This is a genomic window from Streptomyces sp. NPDC007872, assembly GCF_042868165.1.
GTDB lineage: Bacteria > Actinomycetota > Actinomycetes > Streptomycetales > Streptomycetaceae > Streptomyces.
Map to the genome: position 1 here is coordinate 94,410 of NZ_JBIAEA010000008.1, position 18,606 is coordinate 113,015.

Below are 18,606 nucleotides of genomic sequence, written 5' to 3' on the forward strand. Positions count from 1 at the left end.
AGCGAGGTGCTTCATGGCCGTATCGAGGCCGGGGAATGGGGGCCTGGCCGACGGCTCCCTGGAACGCCGGTGGGCCGGCCGCCGCGCGTACGCCTCGCATGTGGCGAGCGGGTGGTGCTCCCCTCCCGGTCGCGGTGGCGCGGTGGGCAGCCCGCGACTGTCGGACGGTGGGCCTGTCCGGGACCTCGTCATCCGGTGAGTGCTTCCTCGTCCTCGATGAGCCGCTCGTAGGTGTCGTCCGCGTAGTTGCTCAGTGCGAGGTAGGCGGCCTTGGGATCCGCATAGGCGTTGGCGAGGTCATGGATGGTGTCCATGTAGTCGGCGAGGAAGACGTCGCACGCCTCGGGGGCAGCGTGAGGGCGTGGGTCATTTCGGTAAGGATGCGGACGCGGGCATCTGAGGAAGTGTCGGCCTGGGTGCGGTTCATGGCGGTTGTCCCCGGTGTGAGTCGGAGTAGCTGCTGGCGGGTGCCTGGCTGCTTGGTGTGGGGGACTGTGCCGAGCAGGTGGGCTACTGCGGCAACCTCCGGTGGCGGGCTGGGGGGCGAACGACGAACCCTGCCCCGCGAGGCTGGTGAGGCTGCGGGGCAGGGCTAGGTAATGCGGGCGGTCAGGGCTGGCCGATGGGGACGTAGCGGGAGCGAGGAGCGGCATCGAGCTGGGGCTCGTCCTCGTCCAGGCCCGTCTGGCAAAGAGGGACGGTGACGACGAGAGTGGTCCCCTCCGCGTGGGCGGTGGCCAGTTCGCGGCGCAGGAGGAACTCGATTCCGTCCAGGACGCGCTCTTGGCTCTCCGTGCTGTGCGGGTGCCAGGGTTCTCCGGCTCCGAGCTGCGTCTCAGCTCGGTAGGTGGCGGCGAGGTCGGGCAGGCCCGCAAGGCCGGATCCGGGACGCATCAGGATGGGGACTTCGGACGGTGCCGAGGTGGCAGTCGTTGGATCGTGCGGGATCCCGGAAGTCTGGCGGTCGTCGGCGGTCAAGGCGGAACCTCCTGGTGCGGGTGATGAGTCGACGTACCGGCCTGGTTTGGCGGCCGACGGAGGGACCTTGACCGGTCGTCGGTCAAGGTCCGCAACACCTGCCTGAGTGATCGCTGCGGCCCTGTGCGCAAGGGCGGGCGCCGACAGGCTCCGAGCGGGTCAGTTGTTGCTGCGGCGTGCCTTGGTACGAGCGCGGGCGCGCCGGGCGGCCGCCTCGATGTCGACGATCTCTTGGAGCTCACCGAAGGAGTGGTCCTTGAGCCCTTTGCGAGGGCGGTTTGCGGCCATGCCCACTTGGGGCGGCCCGAAGACAGCCAGGAGGTCGGAGGCCTCTTGCGAGGAGTAGCCCGCTGCTTCGAGCGACGATGTGTCGGGGAAAACGTCGGCGTGGCGGTCGAGCTCCTTGATGATCAGGTGATCTTCCTTGCCACCGAGGGAGTACACGAACCTGAAATTGGCCGGGAGGTTGGGGACGACCAGACGCTGAAACCTGGACACCTCCTTGGTGTAGGCATAGAAGGTCTGGCCCTGCGGGGCGCCGCGCATCAGTTCGAGCCACTGCATGGTGTAGGAGTCCTCGAAAAAGTCACCTGCGTCGTGGATGCGGATTGCGGCGCCGGCGTATCGGCGGTGGCGCAGTTCGGCGGCCATGCGCTCTTGCCAGATCAGGGGGGTGTCGAGGACCAGTCGGAGGTTGTTCTCGTGGCGCTGGCGGACGTTGGGGTAGCGGTAGGCGCCGTCGAGGGCGTAGCAGAACTTGGCGCAGACGCCGGCCTGGGGGCAGACGTTGATGTTGCGGGCGGTGATGGTGCCGTCGGGGGCCTCGTCCTTGAGGGTGACGGCCCAGGCGGGCAGGGTCCAGTTGTAGATTCCCTGCGCCTTCATGCGGGAGTTCTGGGTGAGCAGCCAGTCGGTGGCCATGGTGGCACTCCACGGGTGATCCGGGTCGGATGGGGTGGTGTGCGATGGAGGAGGCAGTCGGTGAGAGGTCCGGCTCAGAGCCTTCGAGGTCTCGGTGCCTTGCCAGCGCCCGGTCCCGTGAGAGGAGTGGGCTACGCAACGGTGCGAGCAGATGCGCGACACGGTGTGCGGCGCGGTGTTGTTCGCCGGGCACCACACTGGCCAGCCGCAGGGTTAGCCCCGCAACTCGTGGCAGATGCCAGGTGGTGTTCGCGCGGTCGGGAGTGCGGCTCGGCCCGCCGCGTTGTGTGACGTAGCGGGCCGATGGTGTCCGGGGGCGGTTCAGGTGCTGGTGCTCACCGGGAGCGGTCCCATGCCAGGAGGTGCAGTGGCGTGGTCCCGCGCAGGATCGCGGTCACCTTACGGGTTTTGTCGTCCATGGTGATGGTGATGGTGCGCTCTTCGAGGCTGCCGAGCCACTCCCCCAGCAGGCGCAGCACCTGCCACGAGTGCACAGGATCGGCAGTGCGCAGAGAGAGTTCGAGCCCGCAGTCGGTGTCGTTCTGACTCCACTCCGCGATGAGGTCGGGAAGGTCCGGCCGTGACGACAGGGTGATGGGGGCCGAGCCGAAGGCGTCGCGATAGGCGCGGTGGTTGGCCTCAGCGCGCCGGATCCGGAAGCGGGTGGCATTCAGCGCGACCTGGGCGGCCTTAAACGCTTTGGGATGGAGATCGGCGACGGGACCCTCGTACCGTTCGTCAGTCCAGTCGTGGGGCAGGTTCACGAAGGTGCTACCGACCTGGCGGCCCGCGGCATCGTGGAGGGTCAGGGTTCGGCATCGGAGGCTGCCGGCGGAGATGGTGGCGGTGAGGCCGGTGACGTCGAGCGATGGAAGGGTCTGTCCGGGCACGGGGCCCGCCAGCAGGGTGGAGTAGTCGTCGAGGAGGCTGCGGAGTCCGGCGCGCAGGTTCAGGTTCACGATGTCAGCGTCGACTGCGCTGAGAGACCCCCGCAGCCCGCGTGGGAGCGAGTTCGCCGATGCCCTGAGGGTGCGGATGGCATAGTTCCAACCCTTGTGCGTGTTCTGAAGAGCTGCGATCACCAGGCCCGGCAGGTTCGGGTTGATCTCCAGGAAGAGAGCGATGTCGCCGCTGACGTCGAAGCGGCATGCCACCTCGTAGGGAGCGGCCTGGGCGGACGTCGGTGCGGTCTCACGGTCCTTGAGACCGTCGGTGTTCCGTGGGGAGAGTGGGGTGGCACTCACGTTTCTGCTCCGCTTCTGTTCGGCAGTGGTCGGACGGCCGCACGATCTGGGGCCGGAGCGTTAGACACACAACCATGAGGCGTTGAGCCTTGCCGCGATGCGCAGGCGGGCCACCCGGCGGTATGGAGGTGCTGGGGCTTCGAGCACCCGAAAACAGAGACCTGCTCACCGAAGATGTCGTCGGTGAGCGGGCCTTTGCCGGGTGGCCGAGCTCTATCGGTGAGGGGTGTCCTTGGGGTCCGTGTCAGCCTCCGCCGTGTCGGAAGCCACCTCAGCATCGGCGGCATCGGAGTCTGAGCGGTGGGGCCGGTGCCAGGCATAGGCCAGCCCGGACTCGACCCCGGCGAGCGCGGCGAACAGGACCGTCTTGAGGATGCTGCCTTCGCCCACCAGGTTGAGCACAGCCGCCGCGAGGAGAAGTAGTGCGGCGACGGCCAGCGTTGCGGCGGTGTACGTGCTGCGAGGGTGCGACTGACCGGGAGTAGTCCCCCGGAACAGCGCCTTGATATCCGGGTTGGGGCTGAAGGCTGTCTCCAGGGCGAGGGCCAAGAGCGGAAGGAGGTGGAGGAACAGTGCTCCGTGGGCGCACAGGGTGATGGCTTCGTCAGTGGTCATGAGGTATCCGCTTCGTCAGTTCGGGACTCTGGCGTTCCCGAGGTGTGGTGATGCTGATCGGTGGGATACCTAGCTCCGCAACTGATGGACCTGTGATCAGCCGGAGTGGAGAGGAGCGTGTCTGGCCCGCCGCCCGTATGGGCCCCGTCTTCCGTTTCGGGTGCGGGCGCTGTGGCGGGATCTGGAGATGGCCCGGACCGTGCGGCGTGCCACGCTCCATGCGCTACTGGTTCTCTCCCCCGCCGTGCGGTGGGAGGAGGGCGGTCCCCCTTGTCCTGGCCTGCGGTGTGCAGCACACCTCTGGCACCTCCGCCGTCCAGGCCGCTGGAGCGGCTGGATCTCCCGTGGAGCGGGACGCAATCGGGGTGGATGGCCGGGGCGTGGGAGGCGATATCGGAGCTCCCGGCTTTCGCTTCGATGCCGCTTTCCTCGGGCGCTGTCTGCGGCGCCTTGCGGATGCGGGTCCACTTCCCGGGAGGAATGTGGACCCGCGTCGGGGAGGTGGTGGGCTCCTTCCTCAGGGCCACGCGCGGGTCGGCGCGCTGACTGTGATGGGGCCACGCGCGGCGTGGATACGGCGGCGGACGAGCCCACGGTTCTCCAGCACGCTCCGTCCCCGAGTGGCGAGGGCCTCCTCGTCCTGTCGAAGCAGGGCAGCGACGGAGTCGATAGCTATCTGCGCCTGCTGGGCTGTGGTGTGGAGCATGGTGGGGATGATCGCGGTCGGCTTGATGGCTGCCGAGCGCAGGTCCTTAAGGACCTTGGTGTGGCGGGCGTACTGTTCGCGGATGGCGGTCTCGCTCATGCCGCCGGCCTCGCCTCGCCAGATGCGTTCGAACTCGGCGACTTCGTCGGGGTGCAGGTGCGGGAAAGGTGAGGTGGTGGCGTAGGGCGTCATGGCTCTGCTCCTTGGCGGGGTGCACGTCCTGACGTGGTGAGTGGACGTGCATGGGCGGAAGGCGCACGGGTGTGCGTCCGGCGCCGGACCGTAAGGAGCGGGCTATTTAGAGGTCGTTTCTTATGGCGTGATCGTTCGTTGAGCCGTGCATGACGGATCTCGTTGAGCGACTGGTGCCGGACGAGTTGTGGGCGCTGTTCAGGCGGGTGGTGCCGCCGACAGTGGTCACGCGTCCGCAGGGCGGTGGTCGACGGCGGGCAGGTGATCGTGAAGCCCTGGCGGCGATCATCTTCGTGGCGACCTCAGGCTGCACCTGGCGGCAGCTACCGCCGGTGTTCGGTCCCGCCTGGCCCACGGTCTACCGCCGGTTCGCCCAGTGGAGCCGGGACCGGGTCTGGGCCCGGCTCTACCGCGTGATCCTCGACGAACTCGGAGCGCGGGGCGAGCTGGACTGGTCACGGTGCGCGATCGACTCCGTCAGCCTGCGGGCCGCAAAAGGGGGCCACTGACGGGACCGAATCCGACCGACCGCGGCAAACTGGGATCGAAAATCCACCTAATCTGTGACCGCAACGGACTGCCACTGTCCCTGGGCATCTCGGGTGCGAACATGCATGACAGCCAGGGCCTGGAGCCGCTCGTGCGCGGTATCCCGCTCATCCGGTCCCGGCGCGGGCCCCGGCGTCGGAGGCCGGCGAAGCTGCACGCGGACAAGGGCTACGACTACGACCACCTGCGCCGATGGCTCCGCAAACGGGGCATCCGCCACCGTATCGCCCGCAAGGGCGTCGAGTCCTCGCAGCGGCTGGGCCGGCATCGCTGGGTAGTCGAGAGAGCCGTGTCCTGGCTGGCGGGCTGCCGACGCCTCCACCGGCGGTACGAACGCAAAGCCGAACACTTCCTCGCCTTCGTCGGCATAGCGGCGACTCTGATCGGCTACCGCCGCCTGAACCCCTTGCTCATGGCCTGAGCCGGTCTTGCTGCACGTCGAAGCAGACCAGCCCCATGGACTCCGCGACGGCCGCCGCGTAGGCCGATGCCTCCTCGGCCATGCTCCACCGCATGGCGAAGTAGATCAGCGGACCACTGGCCTCGTCGATCAGCGGACCGGTCGACCAGGGCGAAGTGTCCTCCTCGTCCTCGGTGATGTCGCACCACCGCTCAAGCAGCGCGGCCACGTAAGCCGCAATGCGTTCGGACGGAGGCTCTTCCACCTCGCCGTCGATATAGCGGTCGTACAGGTTGCTGAAGACCTGGCCGGCGGTCTTGTCATCCGCCGGCCTCTCGCCTTCCCAGACAGCCAGGTCATAACTCATGCCGCGGAGACTCCCACACCGCACTGACACTCGCCTGGCCGTTCGCGAGCACGGAGCTCAGCCAAAGGAAACGACGTCTTAAGGAGTCAAGAGCGGGGGCGTGCACCGGAAACGGCAGCGGCCCCCGGTGGTGTTCATCCTCTTCGTCGGGATGAATACCACCGGGGGCCGGTTGGGTGGGGCGCTGCGGCCGGGGTTAGGGAGTGCTGTTGGTCGGGATTTCGGTGAGGTGGCGGTGGTGCCGCTCTCGGTGGGCTTCTTCTGTGTCGGGCATGGGCTCGAGCAGTCCCCCGCAGGCGCAGGCAAGTTTGAACAGGCCGTGGCCGCCTGGCTGGAGGACGAGTGCGTGTCCGGGCTGCCGCGATTCGATGGTGGTCTGGTTGTTGGACATGGGTTCCTCATTTCGGATGGGGTGGTGCTTGGTGGGATTCGGTCAGGCAGCGAGTTTGGCAAGGTAGGCGGCGGCGACGGAAGGGCCCAGGTGTCTGCGGAGGGCATCCCCGCGGCTCCAGGTGAGGGGGCCATCGAGTGCGTCGATCATCCGGGCTGCGGCAACGACTCCGCCGAGGGTGAGGTCCTGCTTGAAGCTGTGGTCGATTCGTCGCTCAAGCTCGGTGTACAGGTCTGGGTGGGGCATCCCGAGCGCGAAGCAGATCCGTGTGGCCAGGACAAGCCAGTCCGGGCCGGCCAGTATGCAGTACACGCAGGACAGCCTCTGAAGCCCGGTGTCATAGATCGGGTGGTATTCGAGCACGTTGTCGGCGATTTCCTGCCAGACCTGGGAGTCGGGAAGCTGATGAATGATGTTCCAGGTCAGGACGAGGCGGTTGGAGCTCGAGGTCCGGTCGTCGACGGTCAGCCGGCTCTTACGGGCCCGCGAGCGGGATTCCGCGCCGCGTACACCCATGACATTCAGCACGATCGCCTGGCGGTCCAGCCCCAGGCCCTCGACGATCTTGGTGATGACAGGGCCTGTGGGATCCCGCTTCAGGTACGCGGTGCACAGGCGTCGTGCTGAGTCCGGCCATCGGCCTCGGTCTTCCACCATGCCCAGAAAGCCGCCGTCGCTCTCCACAAGGATGAAGGGGATTCCGTATCGCTCGGCTTGGCGGCGTGCGAGCTGCCGGACACCAGGCCACTCCGCCTGTCCAAGGTCGCAGTGCATCACCCGCAACTTGTGCATACAGCCGGCCTTGCGAGCGGCCGCGACAGCACGGTGCAGCGTGACCACCGAATCTTTACCCGCCGATATTGTACTAGTACAATATCGGCGGCCTTGATCAAGGCGACGTCATCGTCGGCCAAGTGCTCAAGCAGATTCCTGGTGGCGTTCTGGCGGTGGTGTTCGGTCGGGTATCGGTTCAGCAGCGGGCGCCAGAGGTGGAGCTTGTTGGCAGCTCGCTGCAGCCGCCGTTCGGATCGATGGGTGGAGCGCTGAGCGGCTTCGCAGGCCTCGTCGGCGTCATAGGAAAGGAGCGCTTGTGCGGCGCGGGCTTCGTGGAGCTCACGCAAGGCGGCTCGATGGCCATTCACGCTCGCGGTGGCTCGTCGGATCATGTCGACGGTGCGCAGGGCATTCGTCGCGTTCATGGAAGGACCTCGTGGAGTTCTGACGGACTGCGGAGGGGATGCGCGGCAGCGGACGGTCGTCGTAGGCCGTGCTGTCGGCGTGCAGAAGACGGCTCAGGCCGGCACGGTGGCGCTGCAGTGGCCTGTTGTCTTGGTCCGTCCCGCGGGGGTTCAGGTCAGGGGTACGCCGCGAGGTTGTGAAAGCTCCGTGGCGCTGATGTGGTGGACGGGCCGACGGAGTGGAAGGTAGAAGTCCTGTGTTCTAGGGACGCAACTCGGCGTCTCGTCCGCTGTGACGAGTTTGCCGCAACACAGCGGGTCCGGCCTCTGTCCCGGCTGACGGTCCGTGGCGAAGGGACATGCTTTCAGGGGGTGGGACGGTCTCGTTCTGTTGGGTCGTCTCGATTGTGGGGTGCGTCAAGGTAGTGCCGCTCTTTCCCGCGCAAACGACAGATCGGATCCCTGGATGGACCTGCTGGACAAGTGCCGCGTCGTCGGTGCGGCGGACGATGCGCGGGCGCTCGGCCTCTACCCCTACTACCCGGGCTCACTGGGGCCCGCGGGGCGAGGCCAGGTGCTGCTGGACGGTGCAGAGGTATGCATGCTCGGAAGCAACGACTACCGGGCCCTGAGCTCCAACCCTCAGATTGTTGCCGCGGCTCAGGACGCTCTCGCGCTGTACGGAACGTCGGCGACCGGACCGAGGCATCAAAGCGGCAATCTCGAGCTCCATGAAGAGCTGGAGGCTGACCTTGCCGGCTTCTTTGGCTTCGAGGCCGCGCTGGTTTTCTCGACCGGATACCTGGCGAACCTCGGCGTCGTCTCGTGCCTCGTCGGCCGCGAGGACGTGGTCGTGGTAGATGAGCGGGCGCACGCGTCCCTCGTTGACGGCGCGCGTCTGGCCGGCGCGAACGGCGCCGGAATGCTGTCCTATCAGCACTGCAGCCCGGACGCTCTCGCCGAGGCCTTGGCCACCACTCCGGGGCGCCCAGCGCTGGTCGTCACCGATGCTCTCTTCGCTGATTCCGGACGGGCGGCACCGGTGGCTCAACTCGTGGAGGTGTGTGCGCGCTTCGGGGCGACGCTACTGGTCGACGAATCCCACGGTGTGGGTCTTCTTGGTCGCGGGCGCGGAGTTGTCCATCAGAGCGGCATGGCAGGGCAGGTGCCATTGATGACCGCCTCGTTCGGCACATCACTGGCCTCCCAGGGAGGCGTCGTGCTGTCCGACGCACGGACCATCGACTACCTGCGCCATCACTGCCGCCCTCAGCTCTACTCGGCGGGCCTCAGCCCGGCAGAGACCGCGGCCGCGCACGCTTCCCTGCGGGAAATCCGGCGTCACGCTGAACGGGCGCCCGACGCGCTGGCGGCCGCAGAGAATCTGCGGGCGGCACTGGCGGCGATGGGGTTCGACGTGGAGGAGAGCCTCGGGCCGATCATCCCGGTCCGCTTCGCCAGTGAGCAGGCGATGCTGTCGGCGCAGCGTCTGCTCCTGGACCACGGGATCTACGCAAACGCGGTACTGGCGACTGCCGGCGCGGGGCACCGGCTCAGAGTTGTATGCACGGACGCCCACACATCGGAGGCCCTTGACGCTGTGATAGCCGTATTCGGTCAGCTCCGTGAGGACCTGATCCTCCCGCGGAGCCAGCCCGCATAAGCGGTCCGGCCGCCCGGGAAGCTCCTGTGCCGCACCAGCCGGGCTGGTCGCTAGGTGTTGTCAGGTCGCAGGGAGCTTGCCCACCGCCTTGTCGATGTGCCGGTCGACGAGACCCGGAGCACCGACCAGGATCACGGCGACGTTCCCCTTGCGGACCGCAAGGGTCTTCACCACCTGGGACCCAGTGGGCAGATTGAGGGTGGAGGAGTAACCGAACTGCTCGTCTCCCACCTTCGGCAGGGGCGACTTGGAGACCTGCACCTCGATAGGGGTGCTACCGGTGTTCAGGGTGTACGAGGAACAGGCCAGGTAGGCGTTGAAGAGCGTGCTGAGCTTGGCGGAGAGCACCGACGGGCGATCGCTGTGCAGTTCCTCGCCCAAGGTGCTGGTGTCGTAGGTGAAGCTCGCTTCGGCCTTGGTGGCGAAGTTGAGGTCGCTCTCGCTCTTGCCGAGCCTCTCCAGGGCTGAGCACCCTTGGGTGGTCACGTCGTCGTTCTTGTCGTCCGCGTCGTCTGCGAGGTTCGGGTTCTGGATGTACCCATAGCCGAGGTCCGTCGAGGTGAGAAGTAAGGGGGTCAGTTCTCCCGCGGCGAGCGGCTTCGGCTCGTCCTTCAGCGACTCGGCGTGACCGCCGGAGCCGCCGGCGGCTCCCCCACCGTCGGTCCCACCGTTGCTGCAGCCAACGACCAGAGCGCCGCATATGACTGCGGTGGCAGCCCAGCGTCGAGTCATGAGTGCCGTCGTGCGCATCGCTCAACTCCTCCCCAAGTACAGGTACATGACACTACTGCCTCTGGATGGGTGGCCCCGCACACCCGTGAGCATCAGGCGCCGGAGGGCACCGCTTCCGGATACCCACCGACAGGTGTGGGCGGTGCGACGCAAGGGAGGCGAACTGTGGACAGGCGGCCTCTACAGACCGCGCATGACGGCTACGGCCTTGCCAAGGATGGAAGCCTCATTGCACGGGATCGGTTCGTAGTCGCGGTTGTCCGGGTCGAGCCACACGTCGGTGCCGTCCCGCCGCAGTCTCTTCACTGTGGCCTCTTCGCCGACCGGAGCGGCCGCTACGGCTCCCGGTTCGACGACCGGCTGCCTGCGCGCAACGACCATGTTCCCGTCCAGAGTGCTGCCCTCGCCGGCCATTGAGTGTCCCGTCACGGTGAGGGCGAAGAGGTCGCCGTGACCGACCAGCTGCCGCGGCAGGGGAAGGACGCCGTCACCGTCCTCTGCAGCGGTGATGGGTATGCCTGCAGCGATCCGACCGATGAGTGGCACTTCGGCAACCCGGCTCTACGGCCTGGTAGTGGTTGCGTCGTGGACTCGGTCATCGGAGCCGGTGTCGCTGTCGGCTTGGCAGCTTGGTGCGTCGGGTAGTTCTGCAGTGAAGAAGGCCCTTGAGCACATCTGGAACTCCCAGGTCAGGTGGTGGATAGTGTGTGCAGCTGGGCCACGGCATTACGAAGCCGGGCGACGCACTGAGGGAAGTCGGCTCCGGTCACGAGGAGATGGCCGCGCCGGGGTAGGGGCCCTGTGCGGCTGTCGGCGTTGTATCGGTCGAGGCGCGCGTAGGGCGTGATGGTGGATCGCGTGGCCGGGGTGGAGCTGAGGCGACTGGCGGCGGCTCCCTGGACGTAGCGGATGGCGGCCGCGCCCAGTGGAGTGGCATCGGCTTCGGTCGGCAGACCTCGTGCGTGCTGGCCGGAAGCGGCGATGAGGTCGATGCCGGTGGCCTGTTCGATGAGTGTGGCGATGAGCGGGTCGGTCAGATGAGTGGTGAGGCTGAGGACGCGGGGGCCGGTGGGAGTGATCCGGAGGCGGATCTGCGCGATGCCTTGCCGGTGGCCGGTTGCTTCCAGGGCGCGGGTGACGGTGCTCTTGATGGTGGCGGCGCAGACATCGTCGGCGTCTACGACGACTTCCAGGGGCATCAGGCTTGGCTCTGCCTCGGGGTCGAAGGTGGCATGAGAGATGGCCACGAGGCGGGCGTCGAGGGTGTATGCGGTGGCTTCGATGCCGTCGAGGCGAGGTTCGATGACGATGCCGGCCCCAGGCCACGAGGCAGCTATGGCGGCGGAGAAGGCTTCCGCCAGCTCCGTGGCGCTGTCGACGACCCGGGCGGCATAGCGTCGGCGGGGAGCCGCCGGCTTGCACACGAGAGGAAAGCCGACGGTGTGGGCGGCTTGAAGGGCCTGGTCGAAGGAGTCCGCGTGGATGCCGCCGCTGCTGGGGGTTTCGGCGTGGTCCAGTACTTCCAGGGTGCGGTGGCGAAGGCTGGTGGTCGCAAGGACGCCTGCGGTGGGCCCGGGCAGGCCGAGACTTGCCCGTACGGCGGCAGCCGCCCGGAGGTGTGAGGGGTGGAAGTGAAGTACCGCGGTAATGGTGTGCTTGATGGTGAGCCAGCGGGCGGCCTGTTCGACGTGCTCGGGCCGCAGCGCGTTGGCGACCCGGGTTGCTGCTACGTACGGGCGCTGCCAGGTGGCGGGCGTGTCGTCGATGAGAACTAGCGGGCCAGCCTCCGCGAGGCGCTTGAGGGCGGCCTCCCATTCCGCCTGCGGCCCGCTGCCGAGGACGAGGAGGTGCCCTGGTGTGCGCGGGTCCTCGCGGCGGACCGTGTCGGTATTCACGGAGGCGCTCCAGGGTGATCGGCAGAGTGGGCCTCGGCCATGTGACCGGGTGTTGATCACTGTCTCTGTCGGCGCGAAGGACGGCAACGCCCTGGAGCGCGTGGTCCCTGGACGTGGTCACCTTCAGAGGCGCGGTGTCGTCCAGCGGGACGGAACCTGAACTGATGGTGGCTGCTGGCGGGATGCGGTCCGCGAGATGGGAAGGCTCGGTGTTTTCGCAGTTCAGCGTGCCATCAAGATACCGGTGAGCGGGACGGTCCCACTCCCGCAGCCGGTATGGGGGCGTGATGCCGCCCCTGTGGCCGGAGAGTGACCTGACTAGCCGAGCAGCATGCTGACCTGCGCTTTTATCTACCAGGGGGATGAATGGAGTCCCACTGAGGTCTGGTTGATGCCTGACAGGAAGAGGTGCTTCCAGGAAAGGGCGGTTCCTCCACAAACTTGGCCATGCCCGGTAGAGATATGCCTGTCGGGGCCCGTGAGACGGGAAAGCCCCGACAATGTCTACGGGGAGGAACGTCAGTGATCGACTCCGGCTTTCTCGACGCAGCCGACGTCGTCGGTAGCGCGGACGACGGGATGACGGCTCACGGGCGGGTCTTCCACGTCCTGCAGACCCTCAACAGCATGGGCCCGGGCCTTCACCCGCTGAGGCGGATCATCGACGAGTCGAACGTCACCAAGTCCACCGTGCACCGAATCCTGCGCGCTGGGGTCGCGGCCAAGCACCTGATCTACCGGGCACCCGGCCGGTACGGGGTTGCGACCGACGTCGCCAATCACCGACCCGACGCCAGTGTCCACCTGAACCTGGCTCACGACAGCGCCCTTGACCGCGAGACCACTGTGCTCCAGCGTCAGACCGCCCAGGTCGCGATGGCCTTCAGCGCGGTGATGGTCGACGACACTCCGGGCCGGCTGATGGTTAACCACACCTACGGGCGCCGCAGCGACTTCCAGGCGGCCTTCAATCACACCGATGTTGATGCCAAGGTCGCGCTGCGGTACTCGCCACTGACGGACGACGCCGCAGGCCTGGCCATCCTCTCTCACCTGGACGGGGCCCCCCGCGGCCACCTCATGCGCGAGATCAGGTCCGAGGGCTACGTGATGACCGAGTCCCCCCTGCCGGACTGGAAGATGATTGGAGTGCCGTTGTGGCGCGGGTCGACGGTTTACGGGTCGCTCGTGGTGATGGGGCTGCGCCCCCAGATGGAGCGGAACCGCCGGGAGTACGCTGCGGCTGCCCTTGCCTGCGCGGCGCGCCTGAGTGCCCGGTGTGAGCTCGCAAGCGGAGCCATGCGGGTGAGTGCATGACCGGTATCGGCATGGGCGGCTCCGGGGACGCCTCGTCCACTCACTACGGGAGCCGGCTCTGCATCTGCCTTTCTCAAGATGGTGCTTCTCCGCTGCCCCTCGTGGTGATCGAGGACGAAGCAGCACAATTCCTCAACGAGGCGCAGGAGGCATGCGAGCGTACGCCCGGTAGGCTCCTGCGTCTGCTCATGGAGTCACGACGCCCGCAGCTACGCCCTGCCGAGGTATGGCACAGTTTCGTGAGGCAGTGACACTGCATGCAAGAGGCTGCGATGTCGAAGGTCCATCGAGTTCGCTCGAGGACGTAGGCCGACTGTTGCAAGCGGACCGGCACGGGGCAGTGTCAGAGGCCTGATCGACCGACTCGCCCCGAGGGCCGCCGCACGGGCCTGCCTGTCTCCGTAGCCCCGGACGACCTCACACCCTGGCTTACGACTCCCCCATGGGCTGGAAGCGCGAGGGCCGTCGTCCTATGTAGGTCGCCGACGGCAGCGGCAGCGGGGCGAGACATTCGACGACGAGGCGTTTGTCGTCGGCATAACGTGCAGGGAAGACGAGCAGCACCGCCCTCGGCGGTCGCTTCACCGAGTTCATCTGGTAGCGGCCTGACGGAAACAAGGGCTGAAGCCAGTACCCCACGTATTCCGCCGCTCGGCGAAGGTGAGTGCCCCCTGGCCGGGAAACCCGCGTCGACACCAGAACGGCCCTGCCACTACACGTACCCAGCTTTGCCTACACCCCGCAGGGAGCAGGCTTGGAGCACAGCAGGTCGGTCGCTCCTTCGGCGTCCAGCTCGGTCAGCACGAGCGTGATCCTCGTCAGACCGCGTGCCTGCAGTGCGCGGGGCGTCTCTTCCACGAGACGGCAGCTCTGCAACCCGATGAGCGGGTCGGGGTGGCGGATGATCCTCGCTGTTCCCTCATGGTGGACGAGGTCGACGCCAGCACCGAGGACCCAAGTTTGCATGTCGTTGAGGTAGGCCTTCCGCAGCGCGGGGTGACGGTGGACCTCGCCTTGGAGGCACCGCAGGTTCACGTCTTGATCGTGTCGCTCCAGGCTGGTGGCGAGCTGGGCCAGCATGGATAGCTGCCAGTTGCGATAGTCCACGAGGGTGGCTGGCGCGTCTGGGTGGAAGAGTCCGAACCGCAGGAAGCTGGCGGACGGCATCGCCCCTGGTTGGTGGCTCAGGCCGCGGAAGAGGTCCCGATAGGCGGCATTGGCCGACTTGACTTGCCAACGATGATCGATGAGGAAGGTGGGCAGGGAAAGAGCTTCCATCATTGCCGCATAGTCGAAGAGGAATGCATCCAGAGACGGGCTGTCTGCGCATCCGTGTCCGCTCACGGGTCGAGTTTCCGGGATTCGATCAACTGCGATGAGGAAGAGGCGGGCCACCTGGAATTCGGTCATCTCCAGTGCTTCCGCAAGCAGGAAAAGCTTGTCGTCAGTCCATTCCTTCACTACACCCCGCTCCCAGTTCCCATAGTTTCGCGCACTCATGTCGAGGCGGTCGGCTACTTCCTCTTGCCGGAGGTTGAGGAACTCACGCCGGCCTACGATCAGGTCCCGCAAGCGCTGAGCCCGCATGCCTGCGGCAAGTTCGTCGTCCACTGCAGGTGCCCCGGTCTTCCTCCCGACGTTCAAGGTGCTTCCCCTCGACATAGCTGCTCATCTGACAACTCTTCCCGCACCAGTGGGTCTGCCTGCCCCTTTCTCGGCGGCGTGGGGTCTCACCATGTTCAAGCCCCGACCGAAACGCAAGGGGGTATTCCTCTTTTGCAGCCGCTGGAAAAGTGCTGGATTAAACTTTCCCTATTCGATTCTCCTGCATACTTCGGTCGAGTGATCAAGCATGCGAAATGCGGTAGGCCACTGAAGGGTCGCGCTGGCAAGTCGACTGGTTCGAGTTTTCGAGCTTCTGGGCCCTTAAGGTCGGGTGCAATGCGGACAAGCACCCGGTCCGGCGGAGAGCCGAAGCGCCGGGTGCTGTGCGCGAAAGCGTAGGGAGGATCATCCCCAGTCGGAGTCCCGTGGCCGGATCTGCGGCGGTGTCGGCGTGACAGGGGTCTGCACCCCCGCCTCCCTCTCTACCCTGACGCCCCGGTTCGTGTTGGCGGACCCGGTCGCCGCGATGGCCCCGAGTCCGGCGACCGCCAGGAGCGCGAGCAGCGCTGCGGTCCCCGCTGACCGGATGTTGCTGGATATCAAGGTGACGAACCCTTCCTCACTCGGCCCGACCCGCGAAGGTCGCGGGTGCAGAATCCATCTGCACGCCACGGGCCCTGTGGCACACGCCCCAGCCTGTACTGAGTGTTGAACACGATCAAGCTTCTGGATGCTGCGTGCATGTGCACTTCAGGAAGAGGAAGTTGGTTTTCATGACAGAACGGAGAATACCGATCGCCCCGAACTCGTCCCGGTTGAACGAGAGGGAGCTGCAGACCTACCGCAGGGCGCTGCAGGGTGATGTGCTGCCGGAGGGCGATCCTGCACTCACGTCGCTAGTCGACCGCGGTGTCTTGCTCCCGAATACCCACGAGCCCGGCAAGTACGTTCCGGCGCCTTCGGGACTAGTTCAGCGACAGCTCACCGCAGCCGTTCTCAAGGTACTCACGCAAGCCACGGAAGCTCTGGCCGGCATCCCCGCGCACGTACGCGAGCTCGAAGCCGAGCAGCAGCTGCACCACCACACGCCAAGTCCGGTCGGCACGATCCTGCTCGTCACGGTACCCGAGGTCAACGCAGAGACCATCCGAGCCGTCGAGGGAGCCGAGTTCGAGGTTCTCACCATGCAGCCGGGCTACCGGAAGCCGAAGGTGCTCAAGGGTGCTCTTCCGCGGGACGAGGAGGCAGCGCAGCGCGGGGTCACCGTGAACACGATCTACCGGACGAGTGGTCGTTCCAACCCCACGCAGCGGGACTGGGTGGCCAGTATGACCCGAGCAGGCGCGCAGGTGCGAACCCTGGGAGAGGACTTCCTACGGCTGATCATCGTGGATCGCAAGCACGCTTTCTTCGAGGTCTTCGCCGAGGACGGCACCGTCCAGGAGGCAGCCGCCTGGTACACCCAGGACCGCGGCGTGTGTGCGGCCTTCGCGGCCCACTTCCGCCAGCAGTGGGAGCGGGCCGATCCGTGGCTGCCCGAGGAAGTCGAGAGCGCAGGCAAAGGCGAGGGCAAGAGCGACAACACCCGAGAGATCGCCACCAGGACGACGAAGATTCAGAGGACCATCCTGCGAGGTGTCGTGGCCGGCAAGAGCTATGAAGCCATCGGGCACAGCCTGGGATTCAGCTCCCGCACTGTCACGGCGCAAGTCTCTGCCTTGCGCGTCGAGCTCGGCATGAAGACCGTTGCCCAGGTCACGCACTGGTGGGCGACTTCACCCGAACGCCTGCTGCCGTAGGACGCATGACTGCGGCGTGATGACACGGCCGGCGGCGGGCACTGTGGAGGCCGCTCTACCATCCCGGCCGCTGCCTCCCGGAAAGGCCGTACGGGCCGCCTGAGGCTGGGGCGGGCCAATCGCTAGGCGGTGATAAGTGGGCAGGCGGAGGGGCTGCCGGTGGGGATTGATGCGCAGGTGCTGATCGCCGATTGGTGAACCCTTCGGCTACGAGCGCCGTCAGCTCGAAGTAGGCCTCGCGGACCTTGGGCCGCATCATGTCCAGGGCCACCTCGCTTCCGGTCGCGAGATGTTCGTCGAACGGCACAGAAACCACCCCGCGGCAGAGGGCGGAGAAGTGGGCAACGATGTCCTCGACCTTGACCATTCTGCCCTTCTCCCGCACCCCTGAGATGACGGTCAGGCTGCGGCTCACCAGGTCGCTGTAGCCATGGGCGCTGAGCCAGTCCAGCGTGGTGCTGGCGCTTGAAGCACCGTCCACGGAGGGAGTAGCTACCACGATGAGCTGGTCAGCCAGGTCGAGAACACCCTTCATCGCGCTGTAGAGGAGGCCGGTGCCTGAGTCGGTCAGGATGATGGGGTACTGGCGCCCTAGGACGTCGATGACCTGTCGGTAGTCCTCGTCGTTGAAGGTGGTCGACACCGCTGGATCGACGTCGTTGGCGATGATCTCAAGGCCTGCCGGAGTCTGTGACGTGAAGGGCCTGATGTCCATGTAGGTGTGGAGGGTAGGAATCGCCTGCACCAGGTCGCGGATCGTGGCTCTCGTCTCCAGCCGAACGCGTCGGCCGAGGGTTCCTGCGTCCGGGTTCGCATCGATGGCGAGCACCTTGTCCCGGCGCTCGCTGGCGAGTGTGGACCCCAGGACGGTGGTGACGGTCGTCTTTCCCACCCCGCCCTTGAGGCTGATCACTGCGACCCGGTAGCAGGTGTGGACGGGCGTCTGGATGAGCGCGAGCTTGTGCTGCAGGTCTGTGTCCGGCCGCCCCTCGCCGAAGCGGAAGCGCGCTCGCGTGCCTGGTCTGGCGCTGCGCGTCTTGGCGGTGGCTCCCGGCCGCAGCAGTCGGTCAGACGACAGCTCGGTGGCCGCCGAGGAGCCCAGTTCCTGCCGACCCGCAGGTGACTCTTGGCCCCGGGGCACAGGAAGATGCTCCGGGTGTGGGGCGTAAGGAGCCTGCGCCGGTTCCGTGCTGGGGTAGTTGGCGGGGTGGTAGGGGCCTGGAGCGGCATGTTGGGGCTGCTCGGCACTGGGTGCTGGCGGGCTGTAGTAGGGCCGAGGAACTTTCACTCCGGGGGCCATCAGCGGCGGGCCTGCTGCGGTCGGGTGCGCTGGCACGCGCGTGGGCGGCGGCGCGGTCGGCGCGCCCGCCGGTTCCCTGGGGACAGCGGCCGCGGGGGTGGAAGCGCTCTGTGCCCCAGCGTGGGGCATCCCGGGTGCCTGCGTTTGGCTATGCAGCCCGACAGGGCGCTGGCCTACTGCGGCCGCCGACGGCGGGGCACTCGACGGCTCGGATTTTGCGTACCACCCGGGGGGTGTGTAGATCGCCTGAAACGGACCGGCTGCGAAGGCGGTCTCGTCGGGCTCCTCGGGTGCCACGAGGGTCAGGGTCCCGGCCAGGCCCGACGCCTTACCGGCTGGAGGGTTGCGCATGCTTCCTGACCTCTCTTCACTCACGGGCTGGGAAGAGCTCTCCAGACCCCATGGACTCTCGGGCATCGAGGGCCCGTGATCCGGGCGTATCCACAGAGCCTCAACCGGAGAGCCGACTGCCAGAGGAACCGTCGTCTGGCTGCCCCCGCGAACGGCGTTGGAGGACCACCATGCACGACTGTCCGCGCCCAAGGTCAGGGTGCATACCTGAATCCCGCCCGAGGGGATGGGATCTCGCTCCCCGTCCCGCAGTGCGACGCGGTAGATCCATCCGGTGCAGACGGCGGCCGGTAATCTCTCTCCGCAGCAGTGGCATCGGATGTCGAGCCTGGTCCTTCCTGAGCGGCTCGAACTACTCGTCCGGCGGCAAGGTTCGCCCGGTTTGTGGCCTGGTGGATGCCGC

General features: G+C 66.8%; 18 protein-coding genes and 1 pseudogene. 4 read left to right on the forward strand and 15 right to left on the reverse strand.

Going from position 1 to position 18,606, the window contains the following annotated elements; all coding sequences use genetic code 11:
- Positions 1-188: 188 nt before the first annotated feature.
- The 6 genes from ACFYNX_RS26455 to ACFYNX_RS26480 form a co-directional block, all read right to left on the reverse strand.
- On the reverse strand, positions 189-314 hold the full coding sequence (locus ACFYNX_RS26455; protein ID WP_388664743.1) for a hypothetical protein: 126 nt from the start codon (positions 312-314) through the stop codon (positions 189-191).
- Positions 315-609: 295 nt separating this feature from the next.
- A complete protein-coding gene (locus tag ACFYNX_RS26460; protein WP_388664744.1) occupies positions 610-894 on the reverse strand; it encodes a hypothetical protein in 285 nt (94 codons plus the stop codon).
- Between the two features lie 243 nt (positions 895-1,137).
- A complete protein-coding gene (locus tag ACFYNX_RS26465) occupies positions 1,138-1,899 on the reverse strand; it encodes a hypothetical protein (protein ID WP_388664745.1) in 762 nt (253 codons plus the stop codon).
- 335 nt (positions 1,900-2,234) lie between these two features.
- On the reverse strand, positions 2,235-3,143 hold the full coding sequence (locus ACFYNX_RS26470; protein WP_388664747.1) for a hypothetical protein: 909 nt from the start codon (positions 3,141-3,143) through the stop codon (positions 2,235-2,237).
- A 213-nt stretch (positions 3,144-3,356) separates the two neighbouring features.
- The gene (locus ACFYNX_RS26475; protein WP_388664749.1) at positions 3,357-3,758 is read right to left on the reverse strand and encodes a hypothetical protein; all 402 of its coding nucleotides are present in this window, start codon (positions 3,756-3,758) and stop codon (positions 3,357-3,359) included.
- Between the two features lie 517 nt (positions 3,759-4,275).
- Positions 4,276-4,656, reverse strand: coding sequence for a hypothetical protein (locus ACFYNX_RS26480; RefSeq protein WP_388664751.1), 381 nt, complete (start codon positions 4,654-4,656; stop codon positions 4,276-4,278).
- A 149-nt stretch (positions 4,657-4,805) separates the two neighbouring features.
- On the opposite strand from ACFYNX_RS26480, the gene ACFYNX_RS26485 reads away from it, so the two are divergent.
- Positions 4,806-5,626, forward strand: a protein-coding gene (locus ACFYNX_RS26485) for an IS5 family transposase (RefSeq protein ID WP_388664753.1) whose coding sequence is annotated in 2 segments (ribosomal slippage) — positions 4,806-5,153 and positions 5,156-5,626 — 819 coding nt in all. Because the reading frame shifts where the segments join, the coding sequence is not laid out codon by codon here.
- Here the strand turns inward: ACFYNX_RS26485 and ACFYNX_RS26490 are convergent.
- From ACFYNX_RS26490 to ACFYNX_RS26505, 4 genes are all read right to left on the reverse strand, one after another.
- Positions 5,616-5,972 carry a hypothetical protein gene (locus ACFYNX_RS26490; protein ID WP_356549477.1) on the reverse strand — a complete coding sequence of 119 codons (357 nt, stop codon included), beginning with the start codon at positions 5,970-5,972 and terminating at the stop codon, positions 5,616-5,618. The genes ACFYNX_RS26485 and ACFYNX_RS26490 overlap by 11 nt on opposite strands.
- A 196-nt stretch (positions 5,973-6,168) precedes the next feature.
- Positions 6,169-6,363 (reverse strand): hypothetical protein, encoded by a 195-nt coding sequence (locus tag ACFYNX_RS26495; protein WP_388664756.1) that lies wholly within the window; start codon positions 6,361-6,363, stop codon positions 6,169-6,171.
- 42 nt (positions 6,364-6,405) lie between these two features.
- Positions 6,406-7,203, reverse strand: a complete 798-nt coding sequence (locus ACFYNX_RS26500; protein ID WP_388664758.1) for a phosphoadenosine phosphosulfate reductase family protein — start codon at positions 7,201-7,203, stop codon at positions 6,406-6,408.
- Entirely contained in the window at positions 7,137-7,562 is a 426-nt protein-coding gene (locus ACFYNX_RS26505; RefSeq protein WP_388664760.1) for a hypothetical protein, read from the reverse strand. Before ACFYNX_RS26505 ends, ACFYNX_RS26500 begins: the two co-directional genes overlap by 67 nt.
- A 445-nt stretch (positions 7,563-8,007) precedes the next feature.
- Here ACFYNX_RS26505 and ACFYNX_RS26510 point away from each other — a divergent pair, with 445 nt between their 5' ends.
- Entirely contained in the window at positions 8,008-9,204 is a 1,197-nt protein-coding gene (locus ACFYNX_RS26510) for an aminotransferase class I/II-fold pyridoxal phosphate-dependent enzyme (RefSeq protein WP_388664762.1), read from the forward strand.
- A gap of 60 nt (positions 9,205-9,264) precedes the next feature.
- On the opposite strand, the gene ACFYNX_RS26515 is transcribed toward ACFYNX_RS26510, so the two are convergent.
- The 3 genes from ACFYNX_RS26515 to ACFYNX_RS26525 form a co-directional block, all read right to left on the reverse strand.
- Complete coding sequence (locus ACFYNX_RS26515; RefSeq protein WP_388664763.1) at positions 9,265-9,954, reverse strand: hypothetical protein; 690 nt, start codon at positions 9,952-9,954, stop codon at positions 9,265-9,267.
- Between the two features lie 162 nt (positions 9,955-10,116).
- Positions 10,117-10,482 carry a LexA family protein gene (locus tag ACFYNX_RS26520; protein WP_388664765.1) on the reverse strand — a complete coding sequence of 122 codons (366 nt, stop codon included), beginning with the start codon at positions 10,480-10,482 and terminating at the stop codon, positions 10,117-10,119.
- Between the two features lie 143 nt (positions 10,483-10,625).
- The gene (locus ACFYNX_RS26525) at positions 10,626-11,831 is read right to left on the reverse strand and encodes a hypothetical protein (protein WP_388664767.1); all 1,206 of its coding nucleotides are present in this window, start codon (positions 11,829-11,831) and stop codon (positions 10,626-10,628) included.
- Between the two features lie 522 nt (positions 11,832-12,353).
- On the opposite strand from ACFYNX_RS26525, the gene ACFYNX_RS26530 reads away from it, so the two are divergent.
- Positions 12,354-13,148: a helix-turn-helix domain-containing protein gene (locus ACFYNX_RS26530; protein ID WP_388664769.1), complete on the forward strand. Its 795-nt coding sequence runs from the start codon at positions 12,354-12,356 to the stop codon at positions 13,146-13,148.
- 732 nt (positions 13,149-13,880) lie between these two features.
- Here ACFYNX_RS26530 and ACFYNX_RS26535 read toward each other — a convergent pair.
- The gene (locus ACFYNX_RS26535) at positions 13,881-14,759 is read right to left on the reverse strand and encodes a helix-turn-helix domain-containing protein (protein WP_388664771.1); all 879 of its coding nucleotides are present in this window, start codon (positions 14,757-14,759) and stop codon (positions 13,881-13,883) included.
- Positions 14,760-15,526: 767 nt separating this feature from the next.
- On the opposite strand from ACFYNX_RS26535, the gene ACFYNX_RS26540 reads away from it, so the two are divergent.
- Complete coding sequence (locus ACFYNX_RS26540) at positions 15,527-16,552, forward strand: hypothetical protein (RefSeq protein ID WP_388664773.1); 1,026 nt, start codon at positions 15,527-15,529, stop codon at positions 16,550-16,552.
- A gap of 85 nt (positions 16,553-16,637) precedes the next feature.
- Here the strand turns inward: ACFYNX_RS26540 and ACFYNX_RS26545 are convergent.
- Positions 16,638-18,086: pseudogene (locus tag ACFYNX_RS26545) on the reverse strand (AAA family ATPase); the annotation flags it as partial.
- Positions 18,087-18,606 lie beyond the last annotated feature (520 nt).